Below are 16,842 nucleotides of genomic sequence, written 5' to 3'. Positions count from 1 at the left end.
ACCTACATTATTTTACCACATGAAACCCGGCGTTCACAACTTAAGGGCTCAGCTGTACACCTCAGGCTTCAGAATACCGATATAAGGCAGATTCCGGTATTTTTCCGCATAGTCTAGCCCATATCCAACTACAAAAGCATCCGGAATCTCAAACCCGCAATAGTCAGGCTTCAAGTCCACCGTACGACGCGCTGGCTTGTCAAGAAGCGTCACCACTTTCACTGAAGCCGCATTGCGGCGTCGAATAATATCGATCAGATAGCTTAGCGTAAGACCGCTGTCAATGATATCCTCGACAATAATAACATGGCGGCCTTCAACAGACGTATCCAAGTCTTTCATAATACGGACAACTCCTGAAGACTGCGTGGAAGCTCCATAGCTGGATACAGCCATAAAATCCATCTCCAGCGGAATATCCATGCGGCGTACCAAATCTGTCATAAACGGAGCTCCGCCCCGTAAAACACAAATAACGAGCGGGTTCTTTCCTTCGTATTCCTTAGAAAGAATACGTCCCAACTCGCGAACTTTTTCCGCAATTTCTTCTTCTGTAAAAAGCACTTTTTCAATGTCTTTGTCCATGACAAACCTCCTGCTATTCAACACGCCAACAAATTGCCAGCCACTGCCGATTTTCTCCGCAGCATCATAAAAGAACAGTATATGAAAAAGCGACTATTCGAGTACTACATATAGTACAATATCCATTTCCTTTGGAGGCAAATATTTATTCGAACGTTTAACGCCGGGAATCCAAAGAATGTGCTCACCATCCGTCAGCAGAGGAATACGCTCTCGCGCAAGACGAGGAATCTTCATATCAATAAGAATATCCTTTACCTTCTTGCTTCCGCTCATACCCTGAGGCGTCATACGGTCTCCCGCACGTCTTTGCCTTACATATAGCCTTCCCTTAACACCCGCCGGATCAAACACCGCGTACGTCCCTTCCGCCAGGCGTTTCTCCGCTTCCCTGTTTCCGTAAAAACAGCGAATGATCCGATCTACTTCTGGAATGTAAACCTGTCCGGGAATGTCCAAAGAATATATGTAGGGGGGAATGGAAGGTGCTTCTTCGCTCGTTGAGAAAATTACCCTCTGATACTCTCTTCGCACCTGCAAGCTTCCAGGCAAATAAAGGCTGGCTGAAGGATGAGCCTCTTTGATAATTTGCCGTATATTTTCAATATGCGCATACCCTATTTCCTTTACGTCGCTTTTCAGCAGATAACTTAATATTAGTTTAATCATCCTTCTTTGTAAAGCAAGGTGATGCCTAAGAAAATCTTTTTGTCTTATAACTATTGTATTCACGTTTTGCTCTTCTATGATGGAGGCTAGTTTTCCCTCACTTTCACGCTGAAGATAGTCATTCTCTTCCCGTAACACCTCTGCCAAATGAGCGGCAGCGGTAGTCAGATGGGGGTTTTCCTTCTTCATAAGCGGAATCCAGTGCCTGCGAACCCGATTTCGAAAGTATTTATCACTAAGATTGCTTCGATCCTGGCGCGGCATAAGACTGTGTTCCACACAATAACGCTCAATTTGCTCCCGTGTCACCTCAAGCAAAGGTCGAATAATCTCAATCCCCTGTTCAACCCGGCGCAATGGAATTCCCGCCAGCCCTTCGGCTCCCGTTCCTCTTACAAAGCGCATAAGTATTGTTTCCAATTGATCATCGGCATGGTGAGCAGTGGCCAGCTTAGCCCCTCCCATCCGTTCAGCCACTTTCCTTAAGAAACGATAGCGCACCTGTCGGGCTGCCTCCTGTGGATTCAAACCGGTTTCAGCAATCATTCCAGGTACGTCTGCCGCTTCAACAAAACAAGGAACTGATAATTGCTCACATAAGCGTTGTACATATCTGCTATCTTCTTCGGCTTCCTCGCCACGGAATTGATGGTTCAAGTGAGCCGCGACAACTCTCCAGTTATATTGATTCCGCATTTGGGCCAGTGCGTGTAGGAGCGCAGCCGAATCAGGACCGCCTGAGATAGCAACAACAATCTTATCCCCTATTTCTAACAAACTATACGTTTGTATCGTTCTTTGTATTTGCCCAAGCAAAATTTCCACCTTCACTTCATTAGCCAGCAGTCCGGCTTATTTACTTGTACGTAAAATATAGCATTTTGGTTGCAAAAATTTATTTTGTTTTTTACTATGAGCGTTTTGCATAATTTTCGCTCTTAGAGCCGCAAGGCTTTTTTAGTCACAAAAAAGGACTTCACCCCAACTTGTAGAAGAATACAGGTGACCAAACCCATTCCACTAAAGAGGAGGAAGTCCACTGTGTATATTCTACAAGAAACGCTATTTTCCTTTGAAGAATGGCTAAAACTTGAATCAAAAGAGCGATTAGAACTTTTTTCTCTTCTTTGGACTTACGTCCATATGCCAAACAATTAAAAAGTCATACCCCACAAGGAGCACCAGGATATTGCCGCGAAGCCATTCTACGCGCTTTTCTGGCTGCACCTATGGAAGGCATTACGACATTTACCATGCTGCATCGCCGCTTACAAACAGACTTACGCTTTCGTTATCAATGTGGTTTTCGTCTAGATCAGGATGCTCCATCTGTCTCTACATTTAGTCGTGTATTCGCGGATATGGTGGAAAAGCAGATAGCTGAGCAGTTATTCCACGACTTGGTTTCTTCCTGTCAGACCGAAGGTCTGATGATCACACAGCACTTGCTATTGATAGTACAGCGATTGAAGCGTATGAACGAAAACAGCCGAAGAAGGAGTCTGAAACCACAGGAAATGCCACGTGGGGTGCCAAGTTTGATACGTATGGCAACAAAATCACCTGGTTTGGCTACAAAATTCATCTTGCTGTGGATACGGAAAGTGAGCTTCCCATTGCTGTAGAAGTCACACCTGCTCATGTAAATGACGGCGACATGGAACCCGCATTGATGAATAAAGCGGCTAAAGTTTCAGATATCGACCTCGAATTTATCATGATGGATGCTGGCTATGACCAGCTAAAGAATTATGAAGCTGCCCATGAACTGAACGCACAAGCCATTATTCCGCTTAATTTACGAAATGAAAAAGAGCCACCGACAGGATTTTCCTCTAACGGAACACCACGCTGCTCCATGGGTTTTGATATGGTATATTGGGGAGCAGACAAACGGTACTTAAAGTTTCGCTGTCCTCATACCGTTGGGAAAGTTGACTGCCCACATGGTTCTGCCTGGTGCTCTCCTTCTGATTACGGAATGGTTGTTAAAGTGAATCCAAATGACGACTTGCGTCGTTTTAGCATTCCTCATCGGGATACGAAACGTTGGAAAGAACTTTATAACAAGAGAACAAGCGTAGAACGCGTTTTTGCCAGACTCAAAGAAAATCTAACGGTAAATCAACTTCATATCCGTGGTATTCAAAAAGTAAAAACGCAAGTTTTTCTGAACCTCTGTATTTTACTTGCTTCAGCCTTGGCTATGTCTAAAGCGTCTGTACGCCAACGTTGTGCATAAAAAGTAGAACAAAAAATTCTGCCCGTATGTCCTTGAACAGCTTTTAAATCAGGAAGCAACTTTAAAAAATAAAGTAAAATCAACTTTAGTATCGTATTCGCTTTTTCACTTTCGGTGAAAATTGCTATTTTGCAAAACGCTCACTATAACAAAAAAAACAGCCCTGTCCCAACAATCCGACTATGTCCGGACAGGGCAGGCGCCATTTTTTCTTAGCTGACATAACGTGGGCGATCAATTTTCGGGGCGTTTGGTACAGGAATCGTTGCCCACGGGAGCATATAATGGTCAATCTTAGCCACCATTACTGTCATATCGTCATGAATCTCGCCATAATGGTGTCGGATAACCAATTCGAGCAGGCAATCCGCGACCTCTTGCGGGTCATTGGTTTTCAGTTCAGAAATTTTCCGTTTCATCCACAAGTTTTTATTTTCGACACGCGGCGCTTCGTAGATACCGTCTGTCATCATAATGAGCAAATCCCCCGGTTTTAATTGACAACTCACGACGTCGACGTCAATGTCATCAATAATGCCAATCGGTAAATTATTAGCCGAAATCGAAATCACTTCTTTGCCGCGCTTAATAAAGCTTGGAGTGGAGCCGGTTTTGATAAATTTTGCCTGTCCAGTATGCTGGTCAATCAAGGCAAGATCTACCGTGGCGAATATTTCGTCAGGAGATCGAAGCGAAAGAACCGTATTCACGGATTTAATGCTTAATGTTTCTTCCATGCCGGATTCGAGCAATTGTTGCAACAGTTCCAGCGTAGAAGAACTTTCTACATATGCCCTTTCTCCATTGCCCATACCATCGCTTATCGCCAATGCCATTTTGCCGCTGCCAAACTCCATAATTTTAAAGCAATCGCCGGATAGCAGTTGTCCTCCTTTTGCGGCGCCAGCCACGCCGGTATCGATTTCAAAATCTTGTGCCGAACCTAGGCACATGTGGCACAGGCCATCTTCAAACGCTTGACAGTTTTTATTTTTTACCGTAATTTTTTCTCCCAGAATATCGGTTAACAGCGGCGCGATAATCTTTGAGCATTCATCTCTGCCCTGGCATGACGGCTGCGTAATTTCAATATCTACCTTCCCTTCTTCCAGATTCACAATATCGACGTTTCGTATGGACAACCCTACTCCTTCTAATGCGCTTAAAATCTGCTGTTCCTGCACATGAAGGTGGATGCCTTCTTTTTGGATTTCTTGAGCAAAATTTTGCATCACACGCGATACTCCCGCCAGCTGCTCGGCCACAAGCCGTCGGCTTTCAGCAATTTGCTGCTTTAAATGCAGCTGCGTTTGCCAGCGCATGTACTCCTGCTCCATACTACTCAAAACACGATCCTGCTTCACGCATTTGCGCAACCATTCTTTCGGCATTTCATTCAGGTTTACTCCACCTTCCTGTTTCATAGCGTGTACCATCTGAGTTAATGCTTCATACGTATTATCGAAATCCCGGCTCCAGCACTGATCTTTTTTCCAGCAGCGCTGGCACGTCGTTTTCGTCACCTCGCTTAAAAAATAATCTTTCTGTAACGCTTCATCTGGCTTCGCCAAATCGGGACCAGCAAAGGTCTCGGACAGCTTAGTGAAAAGCTGTGCAAACTGCTCCATTTTACCAGCTGTTACATCACGCACCTTTCTTAAGTATTGCTGCTGTGAAAACGCATTTTCTTCCGTGCCTGGAATAAACGTTGCGATTTTATCGAGCACAAAGCGCGGTGTAATCAAAAAAAACAGCACAGCTGCGAATGTTTCCAGCGAAGATTGCAAAATTTCCCGCTGTTCGCCTACATATATGGTCAAAATCGCAGAACCGATAAGAAGGCCAAGCGCCACCATTACTTTTCTACCTTCACGAAGCAAACCAGCCAGCAAGCCAGAAAATGCTAGTAAGCTGATTTGATAGACTGCATCTATGTTAGCCAGGCTAAGTACAAGCCCGGTTACTACACCAACAGCGGCACCCACCGTTCCTCCACCCACGGCGGCGAATAATAGAACAAGATAGCGCGCAAGCACATTATCGACTGATACATCCTGCACAATCCAGCCAACCGTTCCCGTCATCACGGATGCCAAAAGAATAATTAGACAAATGATTTCCTCTGTCTGCAAATGCTGCTGACTACGCTTCGTAGTCACAATCGGGATCGCCTGCACGAAAATAAGAGTTAAAATCAAGCCGAGTACCGCCGCTACACCGTTCATAAATAACGTGTGCCAAGTCAATTGGTTCATGATATAGTCAACCGCCATATTGCTGAGGAGGACCGCGAGAAATGAAACCAACGGAGCATAGTTCAACTCTATCCTTCTGCCTTTCTCCAATAGGCTCAGTATGACGAGCACCATGGCCATCCCCAAAAAATTTGCTGAAGCGATACTTATCGACTGCATTGCGCTTCCAGCCATAACCGAAAACATAACAAGAAGCAGCCGATTTTTCTTTAAAAAGTACATCACCGCGAAAAAAGGAATAGCAAACGGAGAAAGTTCCTGAAAAATGACCGCTCTTCCCAATAAAAAACCCATCAGCAAATGGAGCAGGCTCCACTGGTACGATACTGCGTATAACCATTTTCCACCTTTTTTTCCCGCCTTCCCAACCGGAGCGGTCATCCCCCCCGCTATCGCCATCGATTTGTTCTGCATCATACATAAGCACCACCTAATCTAATTTTTGTGATTCCCATTATAAGCACATTCTGAAATTAAATTTTGTCAAAATTGGAAGATATGATTTAAAAAAATTCCGACAACTAACGCCGAATTTTCACACAAGTGTCGATTTTCTTGCGAACGTGGTGAAAAGAAAAAAAGCGCGTAAAAAAGGAGCGAAAAGCTCCTTCGTCCGCGCCACTACTGGTTTTTCTTTTTCTCATCCGGGGTTATGAAAATAATCTCTCCCTCTTTGGAAAAAAAGAAATTTTTCCTCGCCAGTTCACTAATATAATCCTTATCATACATTCTTTTTACCTGTAATTCGAGCTGTTTCTGCTCTTGCTGTACTTCAGCCACCTGACGCTGTAAATCCACAAGCTCACGTTGTTTTGCATTCAATTGTTGGCTTTGTGAATAATACGTATATCCAGCCCATGACAAAAACAAAATGACAATAATCTGCAAAAGACGCATGCGGCGCTTCCGTCCGTAGTTTGGTGGCAAAGATTGCGGTTTCTGCATATCGTTCACCTTTCTTGATTGATTATTTTACATTTTCTTACCTTTTATCCAACTCGTCAAGGCTTGCCACCTTTTTCTTGCCTTTTCTCTTACTCTTCCTAGCGGTTTTTGTAGAAAGTGCCACATCCACCCCCACAGCTTATGCCCTAAAAATCTAAATGGCAGCAAAATCCATTTTCCTATTCTGAAAATAACAGAGAACAGCAAAAGTGCCGTCGATAGCAGGATACGATACAAAAAAAGAACCGGAGCGACCAGCAGATAATATCCGGTGCGAAGTGTGACCCGGTAAAGCCATAAAGAAAAAAAGATAAGCTTGTTCAAAATGTATAGATACGTACGCTGAAATAGAAGAAAATATAATACCACACCTACGGCAAGACCAAGGAAAATATAAATTCTTACAATCCCTTCATTGACGCGCAAGAGTGTACCGAATACAAGAAATATACAACTTATCCAGAATAAAAAGTCGCAAAGCCATACCAGCCAACGGGCAAGACGGCACTTCCGCTCCATTGTCCGGTATGTATCATATAGTATGCCCATGGCCAGTCCGCACAACACCATTGACATCATCGTCGCTGCCTGTCCGGTAAGCGTCACTTAAAAATCCGGCCAAATAGTCCTCTGGCTTTTTCTCCCTGATAAGATTCATCGATATACTCCATCGCAAAGACCAGTCCTTCAATCGATACCTGTCCCGTCTCAAGGCTTAAATTCTTCATATGCAAATTTTTCCCTTTTATCGTAAGAAACCCCGCCTCTGTCTGGAGCAGGAATTCTTCATGATCGAAACTTTCTACCTTGAGCACGCCTGTTATATCGAGTTTTTTGCGATTAACCATCACAAGTTCGTGACGAATTGTCTTCTTCGGATTCGTTTCCATCATCTCGACCCACCCTCCTTTTTATACCATCCTATGGAGGGCAAGCCATAATTAGAACAAAGAAAGCGAGGAAGCATGGACGCTGGGCAGGAAAAAGAAACCCAGCTCATGCTCCCTCGCTATCCTTTTCGCCAATTACAGATCATCAATGAAGTCACCAAATAGAAATATCGGTTTCTTCCCGGTTATCGCGGGGAAGATATTCTTCATTAATTAATGTATACATTGTGGCTGCCTCGTCTTTTTTAGTTGTATCGAGGATTTTTTCGATTTTGACAGTGATGAGCTTGTTGCCGTAACGAATGGTTAACTCATCCCCCACTTTGACAGCAGAGCTTGATTTGGCCACTTGACCGTTCAAAGTGACCCGGCCTTGATCACACACTTCTTTCGCCAGCGTGCGACGTTTGACTAACCGAGAAACTTTTAAGAATTTATCCAACCGCATCTATATCTCCTCTTTCTTCTTTGTTTTCGCTTCCTGCCACCAGCTTTCCATTTCTTCTAGCGTGGTATCGGCGAACGTTTTGCCTGCTTCCCGTAGTTTTTCCTCAATATACGAGAAACGAGAGTAAAACTTCTTGTTTGTCAACGCAAGCGCTTCTTCCGGGTCAATCTTCATAAAGCGAGCTACGTTCACAATGACAAACAACAAATCGCCCAGCTCTTCCCGACGGTGTTCCAGCGTCTGTGCCTCATTCAATTCCTCTAACTCTTCTTTTACCTTATCCAGAACATCGGAAAGCTTGTCCCAATCAAATCCAACCTCTGCCGCTTTCTTCTGGTACTTATACGCCTTATAAAGGGCAGGCAAATCACGCGGCACCCCATCAAGCAGAGATGCTACTTCTTTCCCTTTTTCTCTTTTTTCTTTTTCTTTGATATCCTTCCAATTTTGCAGCGCTTCTTCCGCATTCTCCGCTTCAGAGTTTCCAAATACATGCGGATGACGGCGGATCAACTTTTTATTTAAATCTTCAATAACGTCTCGAACCGTAAAATACCCGTCTTCTTCTGCCATCTGTGAGTGAAGCATAATTTGCAGCAGCAAGTCGCCCATTTCCTCGCACAGCGCTTCCGGGTCATTATCGTCGATCGTCTCAAGCACTTCATACGTTTCTTCAATTAAGTTTTTCCGAATGGATTGGTGAGTCTGCTCCCGATCCCACGGACATCCTTCCGGGCTGCGCAGAATAGCAACGATTTCCCGTAACCGCCAGAACTGGCGGTTTAACGTCTGATCCTCTTCCGTCGGTGGAACATAAACGATTGTCAAATTGCTGTACTCGTTCAGGCGATCCAATTCATACAATGGGACGGTCGTAATTTTCTCTTGCCCGGCAACACCTGCGGCGGTCACGACGGTAACCGGAAAATCGTCCGGATATACTTCCATTAACGTTAATTTTACATCAGAAGCGACAAACGCGTCATATACCTGACAAATCAAATGATGCATCTTAGGCTGGATATGGTAGTCGCGCAAATCGGTCGCGTCCAACAAGGAAAAGCCTTCTACCGGATCCACCTTAAGCGCAGAAAATACCGGTTCAAGAAAACTTTGCCCGCCTTTAATTTCAATCTCGATCCCACGTTCTTTCCCTTTCGCCAACAAAAGTTGCACTGTACGCTCCGCCACCAACGGATGACCGGGTACGGCGTATGTAATGTTTCCTTTTTTCGTCGCAAGCTCAAGCAAGCGTTTGCTGATTTCTTCGTACACGTCCGAAAATTGGTCATGCGCTTCGTATACTTCATCAAAACTTTCGTATAGAATGCCTTCCACGGCAAGTTCGGCGACTACAGGATGTTTTTCTGTACGGATATACAGATGTTGCGCCTGCTTTAACATGCGGTAAATCCCAAGAGGAAGTCCTTCCAGATTTCCCGCGCCGAGTCCGATAACTGTAATTTTGTTCAATGGTTTCGTCCCCTTTCGTTAATTAATCATGCAGAAGCCGCAATTTTAACAACAGCGGAATGATTTTTCTGCCCGCTTCCGTGCTTGCTAAATCGGCGCGTCGTACCGTTCCCGATAAGAGCAGGGCGATAGCATACATAATAACACCCGCACTAACGGCGATCAGACTTACTACGGTAAAATACAGTCGTTCAGAATCAAACACGCCTGCCAGTCCGCGTTCCGCTGCCTGCCGGGCAACAAATACAGCAAGCCCCATCACCGTGACCGCCAAAAATGGTTTAGCAAAGAAGGAACGAAGCCCGAATCTTGCGCCTGTAAAACGAGATACCGCGCATAAATTAAGAATCGTAGCAACAATATGAGAAAATACGGTGGCAAGCGCCGCACCGGTAATCCCGAAAAGTGGAATCAGCAAAATATTTAATAGAAGTTTGATGACCACGCCAATAAACAAATTGCGCACCGGAAGGGTTACCTCACCCATCCCCTGTAGGATTCCAGCTGATGTAATGCCGAGCGTTGAGAAAATGGTTGTAAACGAAAGTACCATTAATGTCAATGTTCCATTTCCATTCTCATACAGCATTACATTTACTGGACCGGCAACAATAGCCAAACCGAGGGAAGCTGGCAAGCCAAATAAAAAAGTCAAGCGAAGCGCCAGCTCCGTACGCGCAGCGATCAAATGGTGTTGCCTAAGCGCCTGCGCTTCGGCAATTGCCGGGACAAGCGACAGGGAAAGTGCTGTGGCAAAGAAGGCGGCAAACTGCACAAGCGGCTGGCCGCGATCAAAAACTCCTTTTAACTGATACGCCGCTTCCGCCGTATTTCCTCCCCGCATCAACATGCTGACAACAGTAAATGAATCAGAAAGCTGCATCAGCGGAAGCACAAGGGAACCAAGGCATATCGGAATTGCGTAATAAAATAATTTACGTACGATTTCTCCAACCGTTTCCTTCCTGTATGAATGCTTCCCTGCGCTTTCCCAAACCTGCCGCTGCACGCTCTGGTTACGTTGCCAGAAAACCAGCATAAGAATAAACGCGAAAAATGCTCCTGTTACCGCACCAAATACGGCACCTGCACCGGCAAGGTACACATCTCCGGTCGTCTTCATAAACCAGTAAGATAAGACAATAATGGTAGCCACCCGCACGAACTGTTCGCCAATCTGTGAAACGGCGGTCGGCACCATGTTATGATGGCCTTGAAAATATCCTCGCATTGCCGCCATTACCGGTACAATAAGCAGAGCAAACGATACGCTTCGAATCGGCATGACTAACTTTTCATCTTTCATGAACTGTGCCAGCGCCGGTGCCCCAAACCAAAGCAGAAGGAAAAACAAAAAACCAGTTAGCGTCAATACACCCGCAGATACACGAAAAATTTTGCGCGCTCCGTACACATCGCCAACCGCAAGCTTTTCAGCCACAAATTTTGAAATGGCAATCGGGAATCCAGCCGTTGCAAGGATAAGGAGCGCGCTATATAACGGATATACCTGAGTATACACGTAATAACCAAGGTCGCCTGTAATGTTCTGGTACGGAATGCGATACACAACGCCAAGCATCTTTGATAATAGCGCTCCCGCTCCCAGTATGGCAGCTCCTTTCAAAAAAGAGGCTCCCTGAGTCTTAGACATAGATTTCCCTCTCTTTTCCCAGTAAATTCTCGGATATTATATCACAAAAAAACGTCAGAGCGGGGCCTGTCAAGCTTGCCCTCCTGAAATAGCTTATGCCGGATAGAGGGCGAACTTTCCTTACAATAAAAAAGCTCCCTGGCAAAATATTTTGCCAGGGAGCTTTCCACATTCCTAATACTTCTCCTATTGCTCCATTTGCTTTGCCAGAAAACCGGCTGCGGTTTCAACCAGCTTCACTTCTAGGTCGCCCATCTTGGCCTGATCACTTTTCGTCAGAAGAATGACGGAGCCAATCGGATCACCGCCGGCAATAATCGGAGCGATGACATACGAAGAATACTGTTCTTCATGGTCACGAATGATCTCATATTCGCCTGCGTTCGTTTGCAGATGTAAGCGCCGTTCTTCCATGCAGGTTTCCACAATTTCACCAATCGGCTTGTCCAAGTATTCTTTCTTGGAAGCGCCAGATACAGCTATAACGGTGTCGCGGTCACTGATTAGCGTAATATGACTCGTACTTTCATACAACGAATCAGCGTATTCTTTGGCGAAGTCACCGAGTTCTCCAATCGGCGAATACTTTTTCAGAATCACTTCTCCATCACGGTCGACGAAAATCTCCAGCGGATCACCTTCGCGAATGCGGAGCGTACGGCGAATTTCTTTCGGGATTACCACACGCCCTAGATCATCGATTCGGCGCACAATACCAGTTGCCTTCATAATTCTTGATGCCTCGCTTTCTTAAAGTGGTTAAATGACTGCAACATATGATTAGCTTGCTTGTAGTATTTATCTCCTGACGGGAGAATATTCACCATCTCTTGTTCAATCCGCATACCTGTATTCCTCAAGAAAAACTCGCGGGATTATGCCTAGTCCTTTTTCCACATGGAAAGAAAGCACATGTCGCTTTATCACTGTAAAGCAGAATATACTTCTTATACAATAAGAAAAAGCCTTGCGAATTCGCAAGGCCTGAGTGTAAAGAATTATTTATTCTGGGATGTCTGGTCGCCATTCGGTTGCACCGGAGCCGGTTGTTCATTCGGTGCAGGCGTGCTCGGCACAGGCTGACCTGGCTGTCCCGGTGCACTTGGGGCAGACTGTTTCGGCTGCTCTTTAATCATGGATGCCGGAATTTTTTCTTCCTTGATGATACTTTTTACTTTTGTCGTTAAGAATTCACCCTCTTTTTTCTGCGCTAGCATGTAGGTAATATCTTTTTTCACTTCATCATATGTCCGCACTTTTCGCTTTTCAACACGCATGATATGATATCCGAATTTCGTTTCAATCGGATCGCTGATTTTGTTGAGTGGTAGCGTCATGGCCGCCCTTTTGTACGGCTCTGCCGTCTGCTCTAAGGTAGTCCCATCAGGCATCGGATATTGATATAGACCGCCTGTCTCTTTACTGCCCGGATCGTCCGTATTTTCCTTCGCCAGTTTGGCAAAATTCGCACCATTTCGCAGCTGCTTCACAAGCTCTTCCGCTTTTTTCTTCGCTTCCGCTTTAGAGCGTTTGTCCGTGCCAATCAGAATATGGCGTACATCTACCTGGGTTAGGTATCCCAATTTTTTTGCCTGTTCATATTCCTTTTTCTTGTCTTCTTCCTTAATATCTTTGGAAAAATAAGAAATCATTTTTACCTGATCAAGGAAAAAATCCTTCAACTCTTCTTCCGTTACTTTGTGATTGGCGTAGAACTGATCCATTTTCTCCGATTGTGCAAGTTGCTGCTTAGCAAATTCCTCAAATTGAGAAAAATTCTGGTTCGCTTCTTTTTTCATTTCATCAGTCTCTTTCACCTGATCAGCAATATGCCTGCTCATGATCTGGTAATGAAGCACTGATGTCAACGCTTCTTTATCTCCCGCGTCAATCACCCCCGCCATACCCGGATCAATGGCTTTGATCACTTCTACGTAATTCTTATATGCCGATTCCGTAATTTCTTTGTTGTTGTCATATTTGGCGACAACGGGGTCGTTCTTTCCGCATCCTGCAAGTACAGTTAGTGTCAGAACGCCTACCGCAATCAACCTCCCGTACGTTTTAGTTGGCCACATCAGCTACTGCCTCGCCTTCTTGTTTCTTTTTTAATTCATCGAATTGCATGAGGAAATTCTCCACAAGCTCAATACTTTCTTCATGATTTAGCCCTTTGACCTTTATGCCGACCACAACCTGTTGCCCTTGACGCGAGGGCGTAATTCTCCGCAGAAGAGGCCCCTTAATTTCGTAGAGGTCACCCCAATCCACTTTAGTACTCTGATCTTCGTGGAAGACAAGTTGAATCGTATCTCCCTTTTGGCTGATCTCCACAATACGATGTTTTCTCGCATGCACGCGCAGTTTGGACACCAGCAACAAATTCCGAACGCTTTGCGGAATATCACCAAAGCGATCCTCCAGTTCTTCTGTTAATTCATCAATTTCTTCAAAAGAAGAAACGGCCGCGAACTTCTTGTACATCTCGATTTTCTGCTTTCCGTCCTGAATATAGTCGGACGGAATAAATGCATCGATCGTCAAATTAATCTCCGGATGCACTTCTTCCTCTTTCTTCGGCTCACCTTTCAGTTCCTCAATCGCATCCTTCAGCATCTGACTGTACAAATCAAAACCAACGGATGCAATGAAGCCGTGTTGCTCCGCTCCAAGCAAGTTCCCCGCGCCACGAATAGACAGGTCACGCATCGCGATTTTAAACCCAGAGCCTAGTTCCGTAAACTCTTTAATCGCTTGCAAACGCTTTTCTGCAACCTCATTCAACACCTTATCACGCTGGTATGTGAAGTATGCATACGCAATCCGATTGGAGCGACCCACACGCCCGCGCAACTGATACAGTTGTGACAGTCCCATACGGTCAGCATTTGTTACAATAAGCGTATTTACATTTGGAATGTCCACACCTGTCTCAATAATGGTTGTGCTGACAAGGACATCGGCCTCGCCCTCCAAAAAACTCAACATGACAGATTCAAGTTCCGTTTCACTCATCTGACCATGGGCAACCACCACTCGCGCTTCCGGAACAAGCATGCGAATTTGGTCTGCCATCTGTTCAATACCCTGAACTTGGTTATAAAGGAAATAAACCTGTCCTTCACGCGCTAATTCGCGTTCAATGGCTTCCCGTACAAGCGCACCGCTGTATTCCATAACGTATGTCTGTACCGGGAAACGGTTTTCCGGCGGCGTCTCAATGATCGACAGATCCCTCACGCCAAGCATCGACATGTGCAGTGTACGCGGAATCGGAGTCGCTGTCAATGTCAAAACATCCACATTTGTCTTTAACTTCTTCAACTTTTCCTTGTGTGTAACACCAAAACGCTGTTCTTCATCGACAATAAGCAGGCCTAAATCTTTGAATGCCACGTCTTTAGACAACAAACGATGCGTACCGATGATAATATCAACCGTTCCGTCTTTTAATCCCTTGATCGTCTGGTTCTGCTCTTTCCGGGTACGGAACCGACTAATAACTGCGATGTTAACCGGGTAATCGGCAAATCTTTCCCGGAACGTCTCATAATGTTGCTGAGCGAGGATCGTCGTTGGAACAAGCACAGCTACCTGTTTTCCATCCATGACGGCCTTAAATGCGGCGCGAATAGCCACTTCTGTTTTCCCATAGCCAACATCACCGCAAAGCAAACGATCCATGGGACGCGGCTTCTCCATATCTTCTTTAATTTCACGAATCGCCCTAAGCTGATCCTCCGTCTCCTCATAAGGGAACATCGCTTCGAATTCACGCATCTCTTCTCCATCTTTGCTAAAGGCGTATCCTCTTGCCTGCTGACGCTCCGCATACAAACGAATCAAGTCCTGGGCAATATCCTGCACAGAAGCGCGGACTTTACTCTTAACTTTTTTCCAATCACTTCCGCCCAATTTGTATACTTTCGGCTCTTTTTCTTCACTGCCGATGTACTTTTGTACCTGATCGATTTGTTCAATCGGAACATATAGCTTATCATTGCCAGCATATTTAATATGAAGATAATCTTTATGAATACCATTAATTTTAAGCGTTTCAATCCCCAAATATTTTCCGATACCATGATTTACGTGCACAACATAATCTCCAACCCGAAGCTCTGTGTAGCTTTTAATGCGCTCAGCATTGCTCAAATTTTTCCGCGTCTTTGCTGCTTTGCGCTGCTTCTGGGTAAACACTTCGGTTTCTGTAATCACTACGAGGTGCAGCATCGGAAGTTCAAATCCGCTTTGCAGATTGCCAAGGGTAATAACCGGTCTTCCACTTTCCAGCGCTTTTTCCGGTGAAAGGATAATATCCGCTTCAATATCATAGTCATGAAATACGCGCTCCAAACGGCGCGCCCGTTCTTCATCTGCCGCGCAGAATACTACGGTGGCCTTGGCTTTCTTCCAACGTTCCATTTCCGTTTTAAGCACATTCATCTGACCGTGGAAATTCTGCATCGCTTTACAGTTAAAGTTCACAACGTTCTGTGGATTCGTTTTCGGCACCTGACGCAAAAAAAGTGAGGCATGAAGAATCTTCCATTTTTTCGGCGCAATAATGTCTTCCAGTGAATGAGATAATTCAATATCAGGAAGAAATTCCCCTTGCTGTATTAATGTCGTCTTCCATTCTGCTTCATCTTTTTCCAATTGAGCGGCCGCCTCTACAATACGGGAAGGCTCATCAATCACGACAAGCGGAGAACATGACATATAATCTATCAGTGTTTCATTTGTCCGATAAAGAAAAGAAATATATTTATAGATTCCCGTAAATGAATGACCCTGACGAAGCTGTTCAATCTCCCATCCGACTTTTTCCAAAATTTTCTCTCTCGCCTGAATGTCTTTTACCTTGGGCAATGCACGGCTCATATGCTCTTCAAGCCTTTCCGCCGCTCGGTTAAACACCGCTTTATCGCCAAAGACCTCCCGGGTTGGGCCGATAACCACTTCGGATAAATTTTCAATGGAACGCTGGGTGGAAATATCAAATGTCCGGATAGAGTCAACCTCCGCATCAAACAATTCGATCCGAACCGGATTTGCCGTGTATACGGGGAAAATATCGATAATTCCCCCACGAACGCTAATCTCGCCACGCGCTTCTACCATTTCTACCCGCTCATATCCAAGCGCTACCATCTTTGCTAGAAAACTATCCAATTCAATTTCGCTTCCAACTTTAATGGAACACTGGGCTTGCCTCCACTCATCTACAGGCACGACCGAACGGCGCACTCCGGCATATGGAATAATAAGCACGCCTTTTTTTCCTGCGGAAAGAGCGTTCAATACTTCAATTCGCTGGCTAAGCGTCTCCGGGCTAGAAATGGATACTTCTGAGATAACCATTTCATTAGCCGGATACAGCCATAGCTCATCAGGGGAAATCAACTGGCTCATATCATCATATACTTTCTGAGCCTGGAACATATTGTGCGTCACAATTACCAGAGGTTGCTCCATTTTCTGATAAAGTGCGGCATAAAATATCTGACGGGCCGAGTTACTTAACCCGGATGCTAACTGTTCGCGCAACCCTTTTTCGAAGCTTTCCACAATCGCCTCGAATTCGCTGTCACGCTTAAATCTTTCTACCAGACCCTGCAATCACCCTTCCTCCTCTCCTTATAAGAAATTACAAATAAAATCAATGCAAAAATAAGCCT

12 protein-coding genes and 1 pseudogene are annotated in these 16,842 nt (G+C 45.0%); 1 reads left to right on the top strand and 12 read right to left on the bottom strand.

The window, feature by feature from the left end; translation table 11 throughout:
• Positions 1-48: 48 nt before the first annotated feature.
• Positions 49-585 (bottom strand): hypoxanthine phosphoribosyltransferase, encoded by a 537-nt coding sequence (hpt, locus tag K3F53_RS00630; RefSeq protein WP_057897121.1) that lies wholly within the window; start codon positions 583-585, stop codon positions 49-51.
• 93 nt (positions 586-678) lie between these two features.
• Positions 679-2,070, bottom strand: a complete 1,392-nt coding sequence (gene tilS / locus K3F53_RS00625; protein ID WP_057897122.1) for a tRNA lysidine(34) synthetase TilS — start codon at positions 2,068-2,070, stop codon at positions 679-681.
• 225 nt (positions 2,071-2,295) lie between these two features.
• Here tilS and K3F53_RS00620 point away from each other — a divergent pair.
• A pseudogene (locus K3F53_RS00620) lies at positions 2,296-3,496 on the top strand (transposase).
• A 212-nt stretch (positions 3,497-3,708) separates the two neighbouring features.
• Here the strand turns inward: K3F53_RS00620 and spoIIE are convergent.
• The 10 genes from spoIIE to mfd form a co-directional block, all read right to left on the bottom strand.
• On the bottom strand, positions 3,709-6,168 hold the full coding sequence (spoIIE, locus tag K3F53_RS00615) for a stage II sporulation protein E (protein ID WP_057897124.1): 2,460 nt from the start codon (positions 6,166-6,168) through the stop codon (positions 3,709-3,711).
• A 204-nt stretch (positions 6,169-6,372) separates the two neighbouring features.
• Positions 6,373-6,696, bottom strand: a complete 324-nt coding sequence (locus K3F53_RS00610) for an FtsB family cell division protein (protein WP_057897125.1) — start codon at positions 6,694-6,696, stop codon at positions 6,373-6,375.
• A 27-nt stretch (positions 6,697-6,723) separates the two neighbouring features.
• Positions 6,724-7,302 carry a spore cortex biosynthesis protein YabQ gene (yabQ, locus tag K3F53_RS00605; protein ID WP_057897126.1) on the bottom strand — a complete coding sequence of 193 codons (579 nt, stop codon included), beginning with the start codon at positions 7,300-7,302 and terminating at the stop codon, positions 6,724-6,726.
• Positions 7,299-7,589 carry a sporulation protein YabP gene (gene yabP, locus K3F53_RS00600; RefSeq protein WP_082706135.1) on the bottom strand — a complete coding sequence of 97 codons (291 nt, stop codon included), beginning with the start codon at positions 7,587-7,589 and terminating at the stop codon, positions 7,299-7,301. Before yabP ends, yabQ begins: the two co-directional genes overlap by 4 nt.
• 151 nt (positions 7,590-7,740) lie before the next feature.
• The gene (locus tag K3F53_RS00595) at positions 7,741-8,034 is read right to left on the bottom strand and encodes an RNA-binding S4 domain-containing protein (protein WP_057897127.1); all 294 of its coding nucleotides are present in this window, start codon (positions 8,032-8,034) and stop codon (positions 7,741-7,743) included.
• Complete coding sequence (gene yabN / locus K3F53_RS00590) at positions 8,035-9,507, bottom strand: bifunctional methyltransferase/pyrophosphohydrolase YabN (RefSeq protein WP_057897128.1); 1,473 nt, start codon at positions 9,505-9,507, stop codon at positions 8,035-8,037.
• Positions 9,508-9,529: 22 nt separating this feature from the next.
• Positions 9,530-11,161 carry a putative polysaccharide biosynthesis protein gene (locus tag K3F53_RS00585; RefSeq protein WP_057897129.1) on the bottom strand — a complete coding sequence of 544 codons (1,632 nt, stop codon included), beginning with the start codon at positions 11,159-11,161 and terminating at the stop codon, positions 9,530-9,532.
• A 186-nt stretch (positions 11,162-11,347) separates the two neighbouring features.
• Positions 11,348-11,890, bottom strand: coding sequence for a stage V sporulation protein T (gene spoVT / locus K3F53_RS00580; protein WP_057897131.1), 543 nt, complete (start codon positions 11,888-11,890; stop codon positions 11,348-11,350).
• A gap of 269 nt (positions 11,891-12,159) precedes the next feature.
• Positions 12,160-13,239 (bottom strand): peptidylprolyl isomerase, encoded by a 1,080-nt coding sequence (locus tag K3F53_RS00575; protein ID WP_082706136.1) that lies wholly within the window; start codon positions 13,237-13,239, stop codon positions 12,160-12,162.
• Positions 13,226-16,783 carry a transcription-repair coupling factor gene (mfd, locus tag K3F53_RS00570; protein WP_220559259.1) on the bottom strand — a complete coding sequence of 1,186 codons (3,558 nt, stop codon included), beginning with the start codon at positions 16,781-16,783 and terminating at the stop codon, positions 13,226-13,228. Before mfd ends, K3F53_RS00575 begins: the two co-directional genes overlap by 14 nt.
• Positions 16,784-16,842: the final 59 nt, after the last annotated feature.

The sequence above is a fragment of the Aneurinibacillus thermoaerophilus genome (assembly GCF_019603355.1).
Classification (GTDB): Bacteria; Bacillota; Bacilli; order Aneurinibacillales; family Aneurinibacillaceae; genus Aneurinibacillus; species Aneurinibacillus thermoaerophilus.
The sequence above is the reverse complement of the archived record's forward strand: the minus strand, read 5'-3'. Positions and strand labels throughout refer to the sequence as shown.